Annotated in this window: 16 protein-coding genes and 1 pseudogene; 9 read left to right on the top strand and 8 right to left on the bottom strand. The window is 64.5% G+C overall.

Annotation, left to right across the window (positions count from 1 at the left end):
• Positions 1-90: 90 nt before the first annotated feature.
• Positions 91-1425 (bottom strand): sigma-70 family RNA polymerase sigma factor, encoded by a 1335-nt coding sequence (locus CLV01_RS15435; RefSeq protein ID WP_099733902.1) that lies wholly within the window; start codon positions 1423-1425, stop codon positions 91-93.
• Positions 1426-1552: 127 nt separating this feature from the next.
• Here CLV01_RS15435 and CLV01_RS15430 point away from each other — a divergent pair, with 127 nt between their 5' ends.
• A complete protein-coding gene (locus tag CLV01_RS15430; protein ID WP_099735134.1) occupies positions 1553-1798 on the top strand; it encodes a hypothetical protein in 246 nt (81 codons plus the stop codon).
• Between the two features lie 168 nt (positions 1799-1966).
• A complete protein-coding gene (locus CLV01_RS15425; RefSeq protein ID WP_257221584.1) occupies positions 1967-2638 on the top strand; it encodes an META domain-containing protein in 672 nt (223 codons plus the stop codon).
• A 166-nt stretch (positions 2639-2804) separates the two neighbouring features.
• Here CLV01_RS15425 and CLV01_RS15420 read toward each other — a convergent pair whose 3' ends face one another.
• Entirely contained in the window at positions 2805-3704 is a 900-nt protein-coding gene (locus tag CLV01_RS15420; protein WP_099733904.1) for a LysR family transcriptional regulator, read from the bottom strand.
• A gap of 201 nt (positions 3705-3905) precedes the next feature.
• Between CLV01_RS15420 and CLV01_RS15415 the strand changes: the two genes are divergently transcribed.
• The 7 genes and pseudogenes from CLV01_RS15415 to CLV01_RS29570 all read left to right on the top strand — a co-directional run bounded on the left by CLV01_RS15415 (position 3906) and on the right by CLV01_RS29570 (position 10281).
• The gene (locus tag CLV01_RS15415; protein WP_099733905.1) at positions 3906-4517 is read left to right on the top strand and encodes a glutathione S-transferase family protein; all 612 of its coding nucleotides are present in this window, start codon (positions 3906-3908) and stop codon (positions 4515-4517) included.
• A gap of 46 nt (positions 4518-4563) precedes the next feature.
• A pseudogene (locus CLV01_RS15410) lies at positions 4564-6638 on the top strand (FAD-binding oxidoreductase).
• 57 nt (positions 6639-6695) lie between these two features.
• Positions 6696-7394: a hypothetical protein gene (locus CLV01_RS15405; RefSeq protein ID WP_099733907.1), complete on the top strand. Its 699-nt coding sequence runs from the start codon at positions 6696-6698 to the stop codon at positions 7392-7394.
• Between the two features lie 15 nt (positions 7395-7409).
• Positions 7410-7643 (top strand): hypothetical protein, encoded by a 234-nt coding sequence (locus tag CLV01_RS15400; protein ID WP_099733908.1) that lies wholly within the window; start codon positions 7410-7412, stop codon positions 7641-7643.
• 167 nt (positions 7644-7810) lie between these two features.
• Positions 7811-8275, top strand: coding sequence for a GNAT family N-acetyltransferase (locus CLV01_RS15395; protein ID WP_099733909.1), 465 nt, complete (start codon positions 7811-7813; stop codon positions 8273-8275).
• A 554-nt stretch (positions 8276-8829) separates the two neighbouring features.
• A complete protein-coding gene (locus CLV01_RS15390) occupies positions 8830-9762 on the top strand; it encodes a hypothetical protein (protein WP_099733910.1) in 933 nt (310 codons plus the stop codon).
• 15 nt (positions 9763-9777) lie between these two features.
• Positions 9778-10281, top strand: a complete 504-nt coding sequence (locus tag CLV01_RS29570; RefSeq protein WP_257221313.1) for a hypothetical protein — start codon at positions 9778-9780, stop codon at positions 10279-10281.
• A gap of 70 nt (positions 10282-10351) precedes the next feature.
• Here CLV01_RS29570 and CLV01_RS15380 read toward each other — a convergent pair whose 3' ends face one another.
• From CLV01_RS15380 to CLV01_RS15355, 6 genes are all read right to left on the bottom strand, one after another.
• The gene (locus tag CLV01_RS15380; protein ID WP_099735136.1) at positions 10352-12196 is read right to left on the bottom strand and encodes an acyl-CoA dehydrogenase; all 1845 of its coding nucleotides are present in this window, start codon (positions 12194-12196) and stop codon (positions 10352-10354) included.
• Between the two features lie 114 nt (positions 12197-12310).
• Positions 12311-13486: an acetyl-CoA C-acyltransferase gene (locus tag CLV01_RS15375; protein ID WP_013802768.1), complete on the bottom strand. Its 1176-nt coding sequence runs from the start codon at positions 13484-13486 to the stop codon at positions 12311-12313.
• A 59-nt stretch (positions 13487-13545) separates the two neighbouring features.
• Positions 13546-15645 carry a 3-hydroxyacyl-CoA dehydrogenase NAD-binding domain-containing protein gene (locus CLV01_RS15370; RefSeq protein ID WP_099733911.1) on the bottom strand — a complete coding sequence of 700 codons (2100 nt, stop codon included), beginning with the start codon at positions 15643-15645 and terminating at the stop codon, positions 13546-13548.
• Positions 15646-15795: 150 nt separating this feature from the next.
• Positions 15796-16491, bottom strand: coding sequence for an ABC transporter ATP-binding protein (locus CLV01_RS15365; protein ID WP_012205150.1), 696 nt, complete (start codon positions 16489-16491; stop codon positions 15796-15798).
• Between the two features lie 10 nt (positions 16492-16501).
• A complete protein-coding gene (locus CLV01_RS15360) occupies positions 16502-17329 on the bottom strand; it encodes an ABC transporter ATP-binding protein (protein ID WP_051940671.1) in 828 nt (275 codons plus the stop codon).
• Between the two features lie 3 nt (positions 17330-17332).
• On the bottom strand, positions 17333-18697 hold the full coding sequence (locus CLV01_RS15355) for a branched-chain amino acid ABC transporter permease (RefSeq protein ID WP_013802771.1): 1365 nt from the start codon (positions 18695-18697) through the stop codon (positions 17333-17335).
• Positions 18698-18700: the final 3 nt, after the last annotated feature.

The raw sequence follows: 18700 nt of genomic DNA, 5'->3' as shown, positions 1-18700 counted from the left end.
GACAGGCTCATTGCGAATCGCCGGCACAGGCAGGGCGCCCGGCCTTTCATATGCAAATACGAGTCACTCCCAAAAACCCTGAAAAAAACTTCACGGCTCCGCGCGCCCGCCGCGCCGCGCAATCCGCAGGCCGCCGTCGTCCAGCACGCTGACCTGCACCGGAGCGAACTGCGGCAGCCCGCGCAACCATCGCTCGGTCTGGGCAATGCGCACATGGCCGCTGATGGCCAGTTGCGCCGCGCCCTCCTCCACCACCAGGCGGCGCCGCGTGTAGCGGCCCAGCCGGTGGACGACGCGGCCCAGCGGTTCCTGCTCGAAGACCAGTTCGCCCTCGCGCCAGGCCGCGGGCCGTTGCTGGAGCTGCGGCTGCCAGGCAACGCCATCGGCATCTCCTGCCCCGCCGTCCAGGGGAATGCGCAGCGACTGGCTGTCCTGCAGCAACTGGCTGCGTCCGGTGGCCGCATGCTCCACCCGCACCTGGCCCGACTCCACCTGCACGCGCACCGCATCGGGCTCCAGTTCCACGCCAAAGCGCGTTCCCAGCACGGTCACGCGCAAGGGGCCGGCCTCCACCACAAAGGGCCGTGCCGCATCGCGGGCCACGGCAAAGAAGGCGGCGCCTTCCAGCAGCCTTGCCTGTCGCAGGTCGGCACGGTAGGTAAGCGCCACGCGGCTGGCGGCGTCCACGCGCAGCACGCTGCCATCGGGCAGTTCCAGGCTGCGCTGCACGCCCGTGGCGCTGGCCAGTTCACCTTGCCACAGCACGCGGCGGCTCCACATCTGCCAGGCGGGCCAGGCCGCGCTGGCCATGCCGGCCACGCCCAGCAGTGCACCCAGGGCACGCCGCCGCCGCTTTCTGGAAGAGGCCTGCAAGCCCGCCTCCACCCCGCCGCGCCAGCGCAGCAAGGCGGCTTCCAGGCAGGCATCGGCCTGCATCAGGTCGCGCTCCACGGTGTTCAGGGAGACCTGCAGGCGCTGGGCGATGTCGGCCTGCCGCTCGCCATGCAGGCGGTGGGCCAGCAAGGCGGCCTGCATGCGCTCGGGCAGGTCTGCAATCGTGCGCTCCACCACGGCCAGTGCCTGCCGGTACATGGCGCGGTCGGCCACATCGCCTTCGGCCTCAGGCTGCAATTGCGCCCAGTCGTCCATGCAGCGCTGCTGCGCACCGCGCTGGCGCAGCCTGTCTATCGCCAGATGTTTGGCCGTGGCAAACAGGTAGGCCCGCGCGGCTTCGAGCGTGGGCGAGCTGCCATCGGGCAGCTGCGGCGGCGCATCGGCCAGGCGCAGCCAGGTTTCCTGGGCCAGTTCCTGCGCCTCGTCACGGCTGCCGGTCTTGCCGGCCAGATAGGACACCAGTTGCTGCTGGCAGGCACAGAAAAGCTGGTGCCAGCGCGCAGCGGTCCAGGAAGCGGAAGGGGTGGGCATGGCCGGGGGAGGTGAGGAATCGACAACGAGAATGACTATCATTCTAGTTTTGTTTGATCCAGGCAGGCCCGGCCGCCGGGCCATCGCAGGCAAACTGTCCACCCATCAACATCCGGACCACATGCCCATGATCTTCCTGGCGATCACATCTACCGGCTTGGCACAGGCACTTCGCGCCGCCACCGAAAGCGACGCCATCTGGTGCGGCAGCGACGCGATTTCCGAAGCCGACTACGCCGCCCGACAATGGTCCAACCTCAGCCGCTTTGCCTACTCGCTGGAGGACCGCGTTTTGATCGACGATGCCGTGTCCACCATTGAGGAACACCACCCAGGGCATACGATCTGGGTCGAGGCATCTTCCCTGCGATAGCGGGTTCTCTGGTCACCACCTTGAGGGCTTCAATTGAAAGCTTTTCTGCAATTCCTGGCAGCCATACTTTTGTCCACTGCAAGCCACGGCATGGAACACATTGCCAGCCAAAGTGCGCTACCGCATCAAGACAAAGACGCGGAATATTTATCTGCCTACGAGTGAAACCTGCAGCAGGCTTTCGATGCCGTAGGCAAAGAGAAAAAGAATTGGAAAACACCAGACAGCCCCTCAATAAAGCTCTGGTTCTCCAAAGATGGAGATTTCGGCACACGGATATGCAATTTCATGAACTGGAAATATGAGATGGATGCCGATGGAAGCCTCCAGATCAAGCCCGGCATCTACACGATGGCCGGGTGTCCCGAGCCATTGATGGAACTGCAAAAATGGGCAAGTGACTTGCTGTCAAGGAAATTTCACTACACATTGACAAGGGCAATCGCCGACGCACCGCCCCATCTGCAACTACGCTTTGCCGATGGTAGCCGCTGGGGACTGAAAGGCGAACCCACACCAAAAACGAAGTACGGAAGTGAGGGCCAGCCGATTCTTCTGGAAGTCGAAGCGCAACATGTGCCATGCAATGACAACACAGCCAATGGCACCGAGTGCCTGCGCGTTCGAGAGGTCAATTGGCATGTTCGCAACGGGAAAGGCGAATTTCACAACCATGGAAAATGGCAGACTTTCAAATTGACGGCGATTGATGGCTATTCACATCCACCGGGCTGGCACGGTGTTCTGAATGTCACTCGCTTCAAGTTGAAGAATACGCCGTCCGGCGAAATGGCATTTGCCTATCTATTGCAGGGAGAAACAACCCGATTCTCCCAATAGAAACGCCATGCTTGCCTACGCGCCCAACCCCGAAGTCATTTCCCGAGCCACCTGCGCAGCCTCCCTGCGCCTGACCTCGGCCTGATCGACAAAGCCGCAATCCAGCGATTCGGCGCTGGTGCACATGGTTTGCAATGCGCGGGATATGGCTTCCCGGCAATGGCCGCTACCACCTCAACGCCGCCACCCTCAGCGCATCCACCGCCATGTCGATGAACGCCCGCACGCGGTGCGCGGCGTGCCGCCCTTCCCTGTGCACCAAATGAATCGGCAGCGGCGGCCGCTCGAAGGGCTCCAGCACCAGGCGCAGTGCGCCGTCCTGCACGGGCTTGGCGATCTGGTAGAGCGGCAGGCGCGTGATGCCCTGCCCGGCCAGGGCGCAGTCCGCCGCAGCCTCGTTGGTCATGGACATGAGGCGCGGCTGCAGGCGCACGGCCAGGGCCTTGTCGCCTTCGAGAAACCGCCATTCGGGTGTGGAGGTGAGGCCGGATGCGGTGATGGTGGTGTGCTGCGCTAGCTCCTCGGGCCGCTGGGGCACGCCGTGGCTGGCCAGGTATGCGGGCGAGGCGCACAGCACCTGCCGCACGCTGCCCACGCGGATGGCCTGCAGCGAGGAGTCGGGCAGATCGCCGATGCGCACGGCCACGTCCACGCCCTCGTCCACCAGGCTGACCACGCGGTCCACAAACCAGCAGTTGACGTCCACCTCGGGAAACCGGCCCAGGTAGTCGTGCACCACGGGCAGCACGTGCATGCGCCCGAAGTTGACCGGCGCCGTGAGCGTGAGCCGGCCGCGCGGTGCGGCATGGGCGCTGGCGGCATGCTCGTCGGCCTCTTCCAGCTCGGCCAGGATGCGGCGGCAGCTGTCGGCGTAGGCCGTGCCGGCCTCGGTCACGCGCACGAAGCGTGTGGTGCGCGTGAGCAGGCGCACGCCCAGGCGCTCCTCCAGGTCGGAGACGGCCCGCGTCACCACCGAGGGCGAGACCTTGAGCCGCCGTGCGGCCGAGGCGAAGCCGCCCGTGTCCACCACCGCGAGAAATGCCGTCATGGACTGGAAGCGATCCATCTGTGCCTGCCTTGTCTGTGTCGTGTATCTGCCCGGCTGCGAGCGGCCCGCGCAGGCCTGCCCAGGTTGGCGCCGGCGCTTTGTTCGCGTTCCGGCAAGAGTGACTTGCCGCCGCCAGGGATTCTAAAGATGCGGGCGGAGAAGGAGGATACGTCCCGTGGTGCCGACAACCGGCGCCTTCACCAACCCCAAGGAACCGCAATGAAGCTCTACCACTTTCCCCTGTCCGGCCACGCCCACCGCGCCCGCCTCTTCCTCGGCCTGCTGGGCGTGGAGCATGAGCTGGTCCATGTGGATCTGGCCAACGGCGCGCAGAAGAAGCCCGAATTCCTGGCGCTGAACCCGCTGGGCCAGGTGCCGGTGCTGGACGACAACGGCACGGTGATTGCCGACTCCAACGCCATCCTGGTCTACCTGGCGCGCAAGCTGGACCGCCAGGACTGGATGCCCCGGGGCGCACAGGCCGAGGCCGAGATCCAGAAATGGCTGAGCATCGCCGCCGGCCCCATCGCCTTCGGCCCGGCGGCGGCCCGGCTGGTCACGGTGTTCAAGGCCCCCTTCCAGGCCGAGGAAGTGATAGCCCGCGCCCACGCCATCCTCGCCAAGATCGAGGCGCAATTGACCACCCGCCCCTTCCTCACCGGCGGCACGCCCACGATTGCCGACGTGGCCCTGTACAGCTACATCGCCAGCGCGCCCGAGGGCAATGTGGACCTGCAACCCTACCGCGAAGTGCGCGCCTGGCTGGGCCGCATCGAGGCGCTGCCGGGCTTCGTGGCATTCGCCCAGACACCGGCCGGCCTGCGGGCCTGAGTGCCTGAGCCACACCTCCCCTGACCCCCCGGCAAAGGAGCGCACCATGCACCCGCAACCCCTGCAAAACCCCGCCTCGCCCTGGCATGCGGGCGAACTGGCGATCCAGCAAAGCGTTGGCGTCGTGGGCCGCATGGACATGCCGGGCCGCAAGTTCCTGCGCCCCTTCCTGCTGGACCAGCACCGCGAGTTCTATCCTCTGCTGCATTTCGTGGTGCTGGGCAGCGTGGATGCGCAAGGCGACGCCTGGGCCACGGTACGGGCAGGCGAGCCGGGCTTCCTGCACTCTCCCGACCCGCTGACACTGCATGTGGCGGCGGGCCGCGATGCGGCCGACCCGGCCGAGCCGGGCCTGGCAGACGGCCGTGCCGTGGGCCTGCTGGGCATGGACCCCATGACGCGCCGGCGCAACCGGCTCAACGGCACCGTGCGGCGCAAGACAGGCGTTGATGGGACGGGCGCCTTCGACATCAGCGTGGTCCAGAGTTTCGGCAACTGCCCGCGCTATATCCAGAACCGCAGCGTCCGGTTCGTCCGTCCTGCGGACGAGCCCACGCAGGTGCCGGCGGTCGAACTGGCATCGCTGGACCCGCGCGCGCGGGAGCTGATTGCGCAGGCGGACACGTTCTACGTGGCGTCCTACGTTGAGGACGGGGACGGCTCGCGCCAGGTCGATGTCTCCCACCGTGGCGGCAAGCCGGGCTTTGTGCGGATCGACGCCGATGGAACGCTGACCATTCCAGACTTCTCGGGCAACCTGTTCTTCATGACGTTGGGCAACTTCCTGGTCAATCCCAAGGCAGGCCTGCTGTTCATCGACTCCGAAACCGGGGAAATGCTGCAGATGACGGGCGAGGCCAGCGTCATCCTCGACTCCCCGGAAATCGCGGCTTTCGAGGGCGCCGAGCGCCTGTGGACCTTCAAGCCCCGCCGCATCGTGCGCCGGCCCGACGCCTTGCCGCTGCGCTGGAGCATGGCCGCCGACGGCTGGTCGCCCCACCTGCAGATGACCGGAAGCTGGGCCGATGTCAGCCAGCGCCTGGCCGCCGCCCGGCTGGGGCGGCAGTGGCGGCCGTTCCGGGTGGCGCAGGTCGTGGATGAGAGTTCCAACATCCGCTCGCTCTACCTGGAGCCGGCCGATGGCATGGCCACGGTGCCCCCCTGGCCGGCCAGCACCTGCCGCTGCGCCTCACACTGGCGGACGGCAGCCATCTGCAGCGCACCTATACGCTGTCGCTGGCGCCTTCGGACGGGCGCTTGCGCATCAGCGTCAAGAGGCAAGGCCGCGCATCCAGCCATCTGCATGGCCTGAAGCCCGGCGATCTGGTCGAGGCCCGCCCGCCCGCTGGCAGCTTCATCGCCGATGCGGCCCTGCGCCGCCCCGCCGTGCTGCTGGCCGCGGGCATAGGCATCACGCCCTTGCTGGCAATGCTGCGCCACATCGTCCACGAAGGCCGGCGCACCCGCAGCCTGCGGCCCACCTGGCTGTTCCAGGCGGCTCGCACGCGCAGCGAACGGGCCTTTGACACGGAGATTGCCGAACTGGTGAAGGCCGGCAATGCCGAGGTGCACTGGGTGCGAACGCTCAGCCAGCCCGGCACGGCAAAGGCCGGCCGCGACTACGACCATGAGGGCCACATCGACATGGCCCTGTTGAAAGCCACCCTGCCCTGGGACGACTACGACTTCTACCTCTGCGGCCCGGACGCCTTCATGCAGGCCACCTATGACGGCCTGCGCGAACGCAATGTGCCCGACGAGCGCATCCACGCAGAAGCCTTCGGTCCCTCGGCCCTGAAGCGCTCCATGGCCGGTGCAGCCCCCGCCGTCGAACTGCCTGCCCCCGCCACACAGCCTGTCCGCATCATCTTTGCCGACTCGGCCAAGGAAGCGCGCTGGAAGCCCGGCGACGGCAACCTGCTCGAAGTGGCCGAGGCCCGGGGGCTGGAGCCCGCCTTCGGTTGCCGAGGGGGCAGTTGCGGCGACTGCCGCACGCGTGTGCTGCAGGGCGGGGTGACCTATGCCTCGCCACCCTCCTTCGCCGTGCCAGCGGGCGAGGCGCTGATCTGCTGCGCCGTGCCTGCGCAGGAGACGGGGGAGGCTTTGCATCTGGCGTTGTGAAGGACGGCCGCCTGGCGTAGATACACTCGACGCCACCGCCGCTCTCACCCTCGTCCCATGAAGCCTGCCACTCACCTGCCGGCCCTGCTTGCCGCAATCCTCGCCTGTCAAATAGGCTTGGCCAGCGCACAGATCACCACACCATCACCGGGCACCTATGTGCGCAAAGGCGGGGGCGGCGATCTGGTGGTGCAGGCTGGCGGCAAGTTCCACATCCAGACCGTGGGCGCCAATGGTCATACCTGCGAATTGGACGGCACCATCACCAACGGCCGGGCCAGGATGGCGAATTCGGCCTGCGCCGTGGACTTCACGCCTGCAGGCCAGCGCGTCGGCGTTGACACGGCCACCGCCGAGGCATGCCGGGACTTCTGCGGCATGCGGGCCTGGTTCGGTGGCAATTACCTTCGGCCCACACCCGGCTGCACGGACAAGGCCATTGCCGCATCGCGCAGAAACTTCAAGCGCGCGTACGACGCCAAGGACTACCGCCTGGCACTGACCACGCTGGCGCCGGTGCTGCAGGACTGCGATGAGGTGCTGACCGGCGTCGCCAAAGGCTGGATACGCAACGACCTGGCGCTGGCGCAGCTTCGCTCGGGCGATGCAGCCGCCTGCCGCCAGACCCTGGCCCCGCTGGCCGAGGAAGCCGGCAAGACGGATCAGGAACTGCGCGAGGCCTATCCACCCACCGATGCCGATGTGGTGCTGCCCATGCTCAAGGCCGCGCGCACCAATCTGCGCTTGTGCAGTTGAGGCGGTGCCATCGCCATGAAAGATCCCGCATCGCCCAACGCAGGAATGTCCGGGCATTTCCGGCGTGAGGCGAAGTGGTTGCTGTGGGTGCTTGGCGTGCTGCCCTTGGCGCTTGCCTTGCTGGCAGCGTGGCTGGCGCCACTGATCCTGAACCATGTGGAGAAAGACAAATGCCTGAAAGCTGAAGCACAGATCTCCAGGCAAACCGGCAGGTGCGAAAGCACTGAACAGGCGCCCCTGAAGGAGTGACTTGCAGGCTCTCCCGTTGCCCGCCTGGCGCACGACGATGCCCTGTGCTTGGGCGTGGTGTCCATGCTGTAGCGGATCGGCGGCGGCCCGGGCGTCTTGCCCTATCCTTGTGCGCTTTCATTCCAACTGAGCAGCGCCCTTGAACAGGGCTTGACCCCTTGCCACCCATGACCGATATCCGCCCCGCCCGCTTCCCCGAAGACCTCGACGCCGTGGTCCGCATCTTCCGGGAATACGTGGCCAGCCCCACCGTGAGCCTGGACTTCCAGGACTTCGAGACCGAGTTCGCCGCCCTGCCCGGCAAGTACGCCGCGCCCGAGGGCTGCGTGCTGCTGGCCTGGAAAGACGGCCAGCCCGTGGGCTGCGCCGCCCTGCGCCAGGTGGATGCGCAGACAGGCGAAATGAAGCGCGTCTACGTGCGCCCCACGGTACGCGGCGAGAACCTGGGGCGGCGACTGGTGGAAGGCATCCTGGACGCTGCGCGCCACGCAGGCTACAGCCGCATCTGCCTGGACGTGCTGCCCGAGTTCCAGGCTGCGCAGCGGCTGTATGAGTCCCTGGGTTTTGCGGATGCAGAGCCGGTGAGCTTCAATCCCGTGCCGGGCACGCGTTATCTCGGACTGGATCTTTGAGGCATGCACCCTCCGGCAGGCGGCCTTCAGCGCCTGCACGGCTTCCGATGCGCTGACACCCGTTCCCTGAGTCCTCGTCTGCAAGCATTCAGCACGGTGAGACCGTAGCCCATACCCCGGTCCAGCAGCCTGCCCGCAAGCGCAGCGGCAGTACGGACCACCTCTCCCCGCCTCCTTCACCGCAAATGCCCGTGGCCGAGCCGGGCAGCCTGCGCTTGTGCCCCGTGAATACCGCCCATGGCGAATGGCGCTGCCTGGGACCAAACGCTCATTGGCAGCATCTCTATTCACCTGGCATTTCAAACCTGATTTTAGGAATTGTCCTAAGGATAATTCTGAAAATGATCTGTGGGCGACTTATTTGATTGACCTCGTGCAGGCCATGAAATCAAATGAGGACTCTTCGCACAGCAAACATCAGAAACCCGCCTGGACACTGACAGCGGATTATTCGCCTGCTTGCAACCACTCATTTCCGTCAAATTGCCTTTATTGATCAAGGCGCATTGGCTGGAAAACTCGATTCCGCTTCTGATCCAGCGTCTCCATACACCATGCCAGCCTCCATTGCCGCCACCTTCTATCAGATCGGCTATGCCGACATGCTTGCTCGCCAAATGGAGCAAAAACAGATCGATGCCATTGTGCTCACGCCACAGGAATATGCAGACATACTGAGCGACAAGGCGCGTAACAATCCTCGCCTGGCGGCCACGCTGCATGCCATGCTGGCCCACAGTGCGCTTGGTCGATACTGGACACACACCGCCAGCCCGAATGCAGGCAAACCCTGGGTCGCTCCCGCCTCCCTGATGGTCAGCGACGCGTACCTGATCACCAAAACGCTGATTGCATTGGGCCTGGCCGGTGCCCGCTCCTATATCAAGACAACCGCCACAGGCACCTATATCATCATCACGGGCTACGCGGGACTTCGCCGCCAGCTGCTGCAAGGCACGCGATTCCTTGCCGCCAATCCACGCATGGTCCAGATGGGCCTGGGTATTCGCGGTCTGCAGAATGTGGCCAAGGGCGGGTTTCTTCTGAGCCTGGTGGTGGGCGCCGGGATAGAGACACTGGACTTCATCTTCAATGACGAGAAGACCATGCATGATCTCGTGGGTGGGATTGGAGTGGAGGCCGTGAAAGCAGGACTGGGAACACTTGCTGGGATAGCGGCGGCCACCATAACCACTGGAATGACGACGGTGGCAGTGATGCCGCTCTTTGCCATGGCTGTAGCCGTACTCATCACCAGCTTTGCGCTCAACCAAGCCGATACATATTGGCGAGTCAAAGAAAATGTCGTAAACGCTATGAAAGCCTTACCCGAAAGAACGGCGACAGGTCTCTATAAAATCAATACACAATCCATCGCTTGGGAAAAAATTCAGAAAAATGAAAACAAACACGAAAAAGAAGATTTTTACTGCGCCCCAGCAATGGATACCAAAAATCTCCTGTGCAGCATATCTAGAGTAAAATAAAACCAATTAAAGAAAATGAAGAATCGCATAATCACAAATAGAAGAAACTCCATATGGGGAATTCCATTACTAATACTCATATTCATTGCCAATGTTCTCATTTGCATTAATGATACGTTTCCAAATATTAGTGACCTTCACAACAATGAAGCAATTGTAAAAATAGTCCCAATTACACCACTATTAATCTCTTCACTTCCAACACCAGCGATACTCTTATTAACGATGATCGCGAATGCAATTCCTTGCAAAGAAAGAGTGCTAAAAATTATGGAGCGCATTTTGATAATTATGCTTTCCATTAATTTTGCAAGCATAGCCATTTCATTTATTATATTAATTCCATTGCAGTACTATGCAATGCCAAAGCTTGGATATACCAATTGCAGCACCCTAAGGGACCACCCAACCATTTATTTCACAGACTGGGTCAAAAACCCCGAATGGTGCGTTCGCGGAAAAACCAGGGAATGGGTCAAAGAGCAGGCCAGACTCTCCGGCAACCTTGAAAATCCCTGAAATAAAAAAAAGCGCAGACCACATGGTCCGCGCTTTTTTGCATCCTACGGCAGCCGTGCTGCCAACTCCCTCAGAACGCCTCTTCACTCATCTCTGCGCAGGTCATGTCGCGCTCACGCACGACCTTGAGCCATGCGCCTATCCGGGGCAGTTCGTAACGGAAGAAATAGCGCATGGCGGCCATGCGGCCAGCGTTGGCAGGTTCGGCCAGGGCGGCGTCCTTGGCGAGCACGGCCAGGGACACGTCCAGCCAGGTCCAGGCCAGCACCGTGTGGCCAAAAGCCTGCATATACGGCACGGCATTGGCCAGGGCCTGTTGCGGGTCGTCGGTGGCCCATGCGGCCTTGGTGGTGGCGCCGACTTCCTGCAGGGCCTTGGCCAGTTCATTGGCATGGCCGGCCAGTTCGGGCCGGACCATGGCGCGCTGGATGGTGTCGTTGATGCGCGTGGCCAGCAGCTGCAGGCCCTTGCCGCCCTCCATGAGCACCTTGCGGCCCAGCAGGTCCATGGCCTGGATGCCGTGCGTGCCTTCGTGGATCATGTTCAGGCGGTTGTCGCGCCAGTACTGCTCCACGGGGAAGTCGCGCGTGTAGCCGTAGCCGCCGTGGATCTGGATGGCCAGGGAGTTGGCCTCCAGGCAGAACTCGCTGGGCCAGCTCTTGGAGATGGGGGTCAGCACTTCCAGCAGCAGCCGGGCCTCGGCCACAGATTCGGGCGTGCCGGTGTGCTGCTCATCGACCAAGCGCGCGCAGAACAGGTTCAGCGCCAGCGCGCCTTCGCAATAGGACTTCTGCGCCAGCAGCATGCGCTTGACGTCGGCGTGCTCGATGATGCGCGACTGGGGCCGCGTGGCATCCTTGCCGGCTGCACCCGGCGCCCCCTTGATCGGCCGGCCCTGCGGGCGGCTCTGCGCGTACTCCAGGCTGGCGTGGTAGCCGGCCAGGCCCAGCATGGTGGCGGCCATGCCGATGGAGATGCGGGCCTCGTTCATCATGTGGAACATGCATTTGAGGCCCTCGCCGGGCTTGCCGACCAGGTAGCCCACGGCCCCGGCGCCGCCGCGCACGGGAAAGCGCCCTTCCCCGAAGTTCAGCAGCGTGTTGGTGGTGCCGCGCCAGCCCAGCTTGTGGTTGAGGCCGGCCAGGGCCACGTCGTTGCGCTCGCCGGTGAGCTGGCCTTCGGTGTCCACGAGCTTCTTGGGCACGATGAACAGCGAGATGCCCCGCACGCCGGGCACGGGCTTGCCATCGGGGCCGGGGATCTTGGCCAGCACCAGATGGACGATGTTCTCGGTCAGCTCATGGTCGCCCGCGCTGATCCACATCTTGTTGCCCTTGAGGCGGTAGCGCGGGCCCAGTGCATCGCTCTCGAAGTCGGCGCCATCGGGCTCGGCGCGGGTGGCAATGTCGCTCAGTGACGAGCCGGCCTGGGGTTCGGACAGGCACATGGTGCCGGCCCAGCGGCCATTGAATTCATTGGTGGCGAAGACCTGTTTTTGCATGTCCGTGCCGTGGGCCATGATGGCATTGGCATTGCCCGAGGTCAGCATGTTGGAGCCGATGCTGATGGAGGCCGCCGCGAAGAAGCTGTTGGCTGCCGCCTCCACGGTGTAGGGCAGCTGCATGCCACCGATGTCGTAGTCCTGGGCGGCGCTGAGCATGCCCGAGTCGGCATAGGCCTGGCGCGCATCGTGGGTGCACTGGGGCAGGATGACTTTCTCGCCGTCGAACTGCGGCTCCTGCGTGTCCACGGTGCGGTTGAAGGGGGCGTATTTCTCGCGGGCGATGCGCTCGCAGGTGTCGAGCACGGCATCGAAGGTGTCGCGCGAATGGTCGGCAAAGCGCTCGCGCTCGCCCAGCGCATCGGCGCGCAGCCATTCATAGAGCAGGAAATCGATGGTGGAACGCAGGCGCATGGTGATGTCCGGAATCAAAAAAGAAGCCGCAGGCGCCGCCAGAGGGAGCGCGTGCGGCCAACAGGAGTAACGGGAACAGGCGGTGGCGGTGGCGGCCGCAGCCGCCACCTGCACTTACAGCACTTCGAACACGCCGGCGGCACCCATGCCGCCGCCGATGCACATGGTCACGCAGACACGCTTGGCACCGCGGCGCTTGCCTTCGATCAGGGCGTGGCCCGTCAGGCGCTGGCCCGACACGCCATAGGGATGGCCCAGGGCAATGGCGCCGCCGTTGACATTGAGGCGGTCGTTGGGGATGCCCAGCTTGTCGCGGCAGTACAGCACCTGCACGGCAAAGGCTTCATTGAGCTCCCACAGGTCGATGTCCTGCACCGTCAGGCCCAGCTTCTTGAGCACCTTGGGCACGGCGAAGACGGGGCCGATGCCCATTTCGTCGGGCTCGCAGCCGGCCACGGCAAAGCCCAGGAAGCGGCCAAGGGGCTTGAGGTTGTTGCGCGAGGCATAGTCCTCGCTCACCACCACGCAGGCGCCTGCGCCGTCGGAGAACTGGCTGGCATTGCCGGCCGAGATCACGCCGCCGGGCAGCGCGGGGCGGATGCCCGAGATGCCTTCCTTGGTCGTGCCTTCGCGCACGCCCTCGTCCTTGCTGCAGGTCACTTCCTTGGTGATCAGGCCGCGCACCTTGTCGGCCACGCCCATGGTCACGGTGATGGGGGCGATCTCGGCGTCCAGCAGGCCGGCGGCCTGGGCCGCGCAGGCCTTTTGCTGGCTGGCGGCGCCGTATTCGTCCATGGCGTCACGGCCGATGCCGTAGCGCTTGGCGACCTGTTCGGCGGTCTGCAGCATGCTCCAGTAGATCTCGGGCTTTTGCTTGGCCAGGGCCAGGTCCTGGATCATGTGCAGGTTCATTTCCTGCTGCACGCAGGAGATGGACTCCACGCCGCCGGCCACGTAGACATCGCCCTCGCCCGCGATGATGCGCTGCGATGCGGTGGCAATGGTCTGCAGGCCCGAGGAGCAGAAGCGGTTGATGGTCATGCCCGATGCGGTGATGGGCAGGCCGGCCTTGAGCGCGATCTGGCGCGCAATGTTCATGCCGGTGGCACCTTCGGGGTTGGCGCAGCCCATGATCACGTCATCGACGGCGGCAGGGTCGACGCCTGCGCGCTGCACGGCGTGCTGCACGGCATGGCCGCCCAGCGTGGCGCCATGGGTCATGTTGAAGGAGCCCTTCCAGCTTTTGGCCAGGGGCGTGCGGGCGGTGGAAACGATCACGGCGGATGTCATGGATATTCCTTGTATGGCGGGTTTGCGGTGGTTCGCAAAAAGTTCGTGCGCCGCACGTCTCAGCTGAATTGCTTGCCTTCGGCCGCCAGCTTCGCCAGCAGCGGGGCCGGCTGCCAGAAATCGGCGTCGTCGTTGGGGTTCTTGGCGAAGCGGTTCATGGCCTGGACCACGTTGAACAGCCCGACCTCACCCGCGTAGTGCATGGGGCCGCCGCGCCAGATGGGGAAGCCATAGCCGGTCAGGTAGACCATGTCGATATCGCCCGACTTGCCGGCGATGCCGTCTTCCAGGATGTGGGCGCCTTCGTTGACCAGGGCGAAGACCAGGCGCTGGACGATTTCCTCATCGGAGATCTTGCGCGGGGTGATGCCCAGCTCCTTGCGGTGGGACTCGATCATCTGGTTGACCAGCTCGGACGGGATGGCGTCGCGCTTGCCCGCCTGGTAGTCGTACCAGCCCGCGCCGGTCTTCTGGCCGAAGCGACCCAGCTCGCACAGCTTGTCGGCCGTGCGGCTGTACTTCATGTCGGCGCGCTCGACGGCGCGGCGCTTGCGGATGGCCCAGCCGATGTCGTTGCCGGCCAGGTCGCCCATGCGGAACGGTCCCATGGCGAAGCCGAACTTCTCGATGGCCTTGTCCACCTGGGCGGGCGTGGCGCCTTCGTCCAGCAGGAAGCCGGCCTGGCGCGAGTATTGCTCGATCATGCGGTTGCCGATGAAGCCATCGCACACGCCAGAGACCACAGCGGTCTTCTTGATCTTCTTGGCCAGCTTCATCACGGTGGCCAGCACGTCCTTGGCGGTGTGCTTGCCGCGCACCACTTCCAGCAGCTTCATCACATTGGCGGGGCTGAAGAAGTGCATGCCCACCACGTCCTGCGGGCGCTTGGTGAAGGCGGCGATCTTGTCCACGTCCAGCGTGGAGGTGTTGGAGGCCAGAATGGCGCCGGGCTTGGCAACCTCGTCCAGTTGTTTGAACACGATTTCCTTGACGCCCAGCTCCTCGAACACTGCCTCGATGATGAGGTCGGCATTCTTGAGCGCGTCATACGACAGCGTGGTGCTCAGCAGCGCCATGCGCTGGTCGTACTTTTCCTGGGTGAGCTTGCCTTTCTTGACCTGGGCTTCGTAGTTCTTGCGGATGGTGGCCACGCCACGGTCCAGCGCTTCCTGCTTGGTCTCCAGAATGGTCACGGGAATGCCCGCGTTCAGGAAGTTCATGGAGATGCCGCCGCCCATGGTGCCGGCACCGATGACGCCCACGGTCTTGATGTCGCGCACAGCCGTGTCCGAGGGCACGTCGGCGATCTTGGAGGCCGCGCGCTCGGCCATGAACAGGTGGCGCAGCGCGCGCGACTCGGGCGACCACATCAGTTGCATGAAGGCTTCGCGCTCCAGGGCCATGCCCTCGTCGAACTTCTTGCGCGCGGCGTTCTCCACCGTGTCCACGCAGCGGGCCGGGGCCGGGTAGTTCTTGGCCATGCCCTTGACCATGTTGCGCGCGAACTGGAAGTAGGCGTCGCCCTGGGGGTGCTTGCAGGGCAGGTCGCGCACGCGCGGCAGCGGACGTTTGTCGGCCACTTCCAGCGCAAAGGCCTTGGCCTCGTCCAGCAGGGACTCGGGCGAAGCGGCCATCTTGTCGAACAGCTTCTGGCCGGGGATGGAGGCCAGCAGCTCGCTCTTGACGGGCTCGCCGCTGACGATCATGTTCAGTGCGGTCTCCACGCCCAGCACGCGCGGCAGGCGCTGCGTGCCGCCTGCGCCGGGCAGCAGGCCCAGCTTGACTTCCGGCAGGGCCACCAGGGTGCCGGGAGCGGCCACGCGGTAGTTGCATCCCAGCGCCAGCTCCAGCCCGCCGCCCATGCAGACGGTGTGGATGGCGGCCACCACGGGCTTGCTGCCCTGGTCCAGCGAGTTGATCAGCGAGACCAGGTGCGGCTCGCGATACGCCTCTTCCTTGCCGAACTCGTTGATGTCAGCGCCGCCCGAAAAAGCCTTGCCGGCACCCGTAATGACGATGGCCTTGACGGCCGGGTCGGAATAGGCCTTGTCCAGCCCCTCGACGATGCCCCGCCGCGTGGATAGCCCCAGGCCGTTGACCGGCGGATTGTTCAAGGTGATGACGGCGATGGCACCGTCCACTTTGTATTCAGCAGTCATGCTGTTGTCCCCTATGCGATAGAAAAAGAACGATCGTGCGATTTTGATTGTAAAAAAAATGCGGGCCGGCGCCACTGCGGTTTGTCCCAAGCGGGACAAGCGCCGTGGCCCGGGCCGCCTGCCTGGCAGCATGCCCAGCCTTGTGCGGCATCAGACCTCCAGCCACTCCTTGCGCACCTTCTGATCGGCGCGCAGCCCGTCGGGCGTGCCGTCGAAGACGATGCGCCCATGGCCCATGACCAGGGCGCGGTCCGAGATGCTCATGGCAATGGTGAGCTTTTGCTCGATCAGCAGCACGGACACGCCGCGCTGCTTGATCTTTTGCAGGTACTCGCCCACCAGCTCGACGATCTTGGGAGCCAGGCCCTCGGTGGGCTCGTCGATGATGATCAGGTCGGGGTCGCCCATCAGCGTGCGGCACAGGGTCAGCATCTGCTGCTCGCCGCCCGACATCACGCCGGCCTCGGTGTGCTGACGCTCCTTCAGGCGCGGGAACATGGCGTACATGTCGTCGAAGCCCCAGCGGCTGTCCCGGCCCTTGCCCTTCTGGCCCAGCAGCAGGTTCTGGTGCACGGTGAGGTTGGGGAACACATCGCGGCTCTCGGGCACGTAGCCCACGCCCAGGTGGGCGATCTCGTAGGCCTTGCGGCCGGTCAGGCTCTGGCCCTTCCAGTCCAGCGAGCCCTCCCAGTGCACCAGGCCCATGATGGCCTTGGCCGTGGTGGAGCGGCCCGAGCCGTTGCGCCCCAGCAGCGCGACGATCTCGCCGGGCTGCACCGAGAAATCCACGCCATGCAGCACATGGCTTTTGCCGTAGTAGGCATGCAGGTTGTTGATGTTCAGCATCCGCGCTTCCTCAATGTGCACCAGCTTGTTGATCCGCCACGGACGAGCCCAGATAGGCCTCCTGCACGCGTGGATTGGCACGCACGGCCTCGGGCGTGTCGTAGGCGATGACTTCGCCGTAGACCACGACGGCGATCTTGTCGGCCAGGCCGAAGACCACGCCCATGTCGTGCTCCACGGTCAGCAGGGTCTTGCCTTCGGTGACCTTCTTGATCAGCTGGATGAAGTGGGCCGTTTCGCTGTTGCTCATGCCGGCCGTGGGTTCGTCCAGCAGGATGACGCCGGCGCCGCCGCCGATGGTGATGCCGATCTCCAGCGCACGCTGCTCGGCATAGGTCAGGTTCACCGCCAGCGTGTCGCGCTTTCTGTGCAGGCCGATCATCTCCATCAGCTCATCGGCGCGGGCATTGGCGTCGCGCAGCTTCGACAGGAAGCGCCAGCAGCTGTAGCGGTAGCCCAGGCTCCACAGCACGCTGCAGCGCAGGTTCTCGAAAACGCTGAGCTTGGGAAAGATGTTGGTGATCTGAAAGCTGCGCGACAACCCCATGCGGTTGATTTCATAGGGCTTCTTGCCGTCGATGCGCTGGCCGTTGAGCAGCACCTGCCCGCTGGTGGGCTCGAAGCGGCCACTGATCAGGTTGAACAGCGTGCTCTTGCCCGCGCCGTTGGGGCCGATGATGGCCACGCGCTCGCCCGGCTTCACGGCCAGCTGGGCGCCACGGATGATCTCGGCCTTGCCGAAGCGCTTGTACAGGTCGCGCAGCTCCAGCGCATAGGTGGCCTCGCCAGCCACGGCGGCGGCCGCGGTGCCCGGACGTTCGATTGCAATGCTGGACATGGTTCAACCCTCCCCGCGCTTGATGGCTTCTTCGATTTCTTCCTGGATGCGCTCCCAGCGGCGCAGGCACCAGCGCCTGGCCACTTCCAGCAGGCCCAGGCCCACCACGAAGATGGCAACGGCCACGGTCCAGGTCGATGCCGAGCTGGTATCGAGCTGCACGCCCATGAACGAGACCTGGGGACCCAGGGCCGCATTGAGCTGCAGGTGGTAGATCATCTCGACGATGGCCGCGCCGCCCACGATCATGACCAGTGCGCTGGCCGCGATGGCCAGGTAGGGCTGGGCCAGCCGGCGCCACTTGCCGAAGCGCGCCACGCGCAGGTTCATCATGATCAGGCTGGCAACGCCGCCGGGTGCGTACATCACCATCAGCAGGAACACCAGGCCCAGGTACAGCAGCCAGGCCTTGGTCAGCTCCGACAGCAGCACCGAGGCCAGCACCAGCAGCACGGCGCCGATGATGGGCCCGAAGAAGAAGGTGGCGCCGCCCAGGAAGGTGAACAGCAGGTACGAGCCCGAGCGCATCACGCTCACGCTGTCCATGGCCGTGATGATCTCGAAGTTGATGGCTGCAAGCCCCCCGCCCACGCCTGCGAAGAAGCCCGCGATGATGAAGGAGAAGTAGCGCACGCGCTGCGTGTTGTAGCCCACGAACTCCACGCGCTCGGGGTTGTCGCGCACGGCGTTGAGCATGCGGCCCAGCGGCGTGCCCGTGAAGGCGAACATGGCGGCCGTGCAGATGAAGCAGTAGGCGGCGATCAGGTAGTACACCTCCATGCCCGAGCCGAAGGTCAGCCCGAAGAAGGGCTTGCCATAGACGCGGTCGGTTGTGATGCCGCCCTCGCCCCCGAAGAACTCGGGGAACATCAGCGCCATGGACGCCACCAGCTCGCCGATGCCCATGGTGATCATGGCGAAGGTGGTGCCCGACTTCTTGGTGGTCACATAGCCCAGCAGGGCCGCGAAGAACATGCCGCCCAGGCCGCCGATGATGGGAATCAGCACCAGCGGAATGCCCCAGTCGCCGGAGCTGGCCCGGTTCATCGCATGGATGGCGATGAACGAACCCAGCCCCGTGTAGACCGCATGGCCGAAGCTCAGCATGCCGCCCTGCCCCAGCAGGATGTTGTAGGACAGGCAGATGATGATGAGATAGCCGATCTGGCTGAGCATGGTCAGCGCCAGGCTGCTGGTGAACACCAGCGGCGCGACGATCAGCGCCAGGGCGAAGGCGCCCCAGATCAGGATGCGGCCGATGTTGAGCGGCTGGAAGCTGTAGTGGCGCCCTGCGCCCGCAGCCCCCGAAGCGCCCGGAACGCCTTTTGCGGCAGTGGATGTCATGGTCGTTTTGGTGATCGAGGACATGGT

It is taken from the genome of Delftia sp. 60, from assembly GCF_002754395.1.
In the GTDB taxonomy this organism is placed as follows: Bacteria; Pseudomonadota; Gammaproteobacteria; order Burkholderiales; family Burkholderiaceae_C; genus Comamonas; species Comamonas acidovorans.
This window is presented reverse-complemented; position numbering and strand designations above follow the sequence as displayed.

Coding starts and splice junctions, on each gene's coding strand:
- CLV01_RS15415 (WP_099733905.1), top strand. CDS start 3,906: ATGAAGCTCTACCACTTTCCCCTGTCCGGCCACGCCCACCGCGCCCGC.
- CLV01_RS15355 (WP_013802771.1), bottom strand. CDS start 18,697: ATGTCCTCGATCACCAAAACGACCATGACATCCACTGCCGCAAAAGGC.
- CLV01_RS15375 (WP_013802768.1), bottom strand. CDS start 13,486: ATGACATCCGCCGTGATCGTTTCCACCGCCCGCACGCCCCTGGCCAAA.
- CLV01_RS29570 (WP_257221313.1), top strand. CDS start 9,778: ATGAAGAATCGCATAATCACAAATAGAAGAAACTCCATATGGGGAATT.
- CLV01_RS15395 (WP_099733909.1), top strand. CDS start 7,811: ATGACCGATATCCGCCCCGCCCGCTTCCCCGAAGACCTCGACGCCGTG.
- CLV01_RS15380 (WP_099735136.1), bottom strand. CDS start 12,196: ATGCGCCTGCGTTCCACCATCGATTTCCTGCTCTATGAATGGCTGCGC.
- CLV01_RS15365 (WP_012205150.1), bottom strand. CDS start 16,491: ATGCTGAACATCAACAACCTGCATGCCTACTACGGCAAAAGCCATGTG.
- CLV01_RS15360 (WP_051940671.1), bottom strand. CDS start 17,329: ATGTCCAGCATTGCAATCGAACGTCCGGGCACCGCGGCCGCCGCCGTG.
- CLV01_RS15400 (WP_099733908.1), top strand. CDS start 7,410: ATGAAAGATCCCGCATCGCCCAACGCAGGAATGTCCGGGCATTTCCGG.
- CLV01_RS15420 (WP_099733904.1), bottom strand. CDS start 3,704: ATGGATCGCTTCCAGTCCATGACGGCATTTCTCGCGGTGGTGGACACG.
- CLV01_RS15435 (WP_099733902.1), bottom strand. CDS start 1,425: ATGCCCACCCCTTCCGCTTCCTGGACCGCTGCGCGCTGGCACCAGCTT.
- CLV01_RS15430 (WP_099735134.1), top strand. CDS start 1,553: ATGATCTTCCTGGCGATCACATCTACCGGCTTGGCACAGGCACTTCGC.
- CLV01_RS15405 (WP_099733907.1), top strand. CDS start 6,696: ATGAAGCCTGCCACTCACCTGCCGGCCCTGCTTGCCGCAATCCTCGCC.
- CLV01_RS15370 (WP_099733911.1), bottom strand. CDS start 15,645: ATGACTGCTGAATACAAAGTGGACGGTGCCATCGCCGTCATCACCTTG.
- CLV01_RS15390 (WP_099733910.1), top strand. CDS start 8,830: ATGCCAGCCTCCATTGCCGCCACCTTCTATCAGATCGGCTATGCCGAC.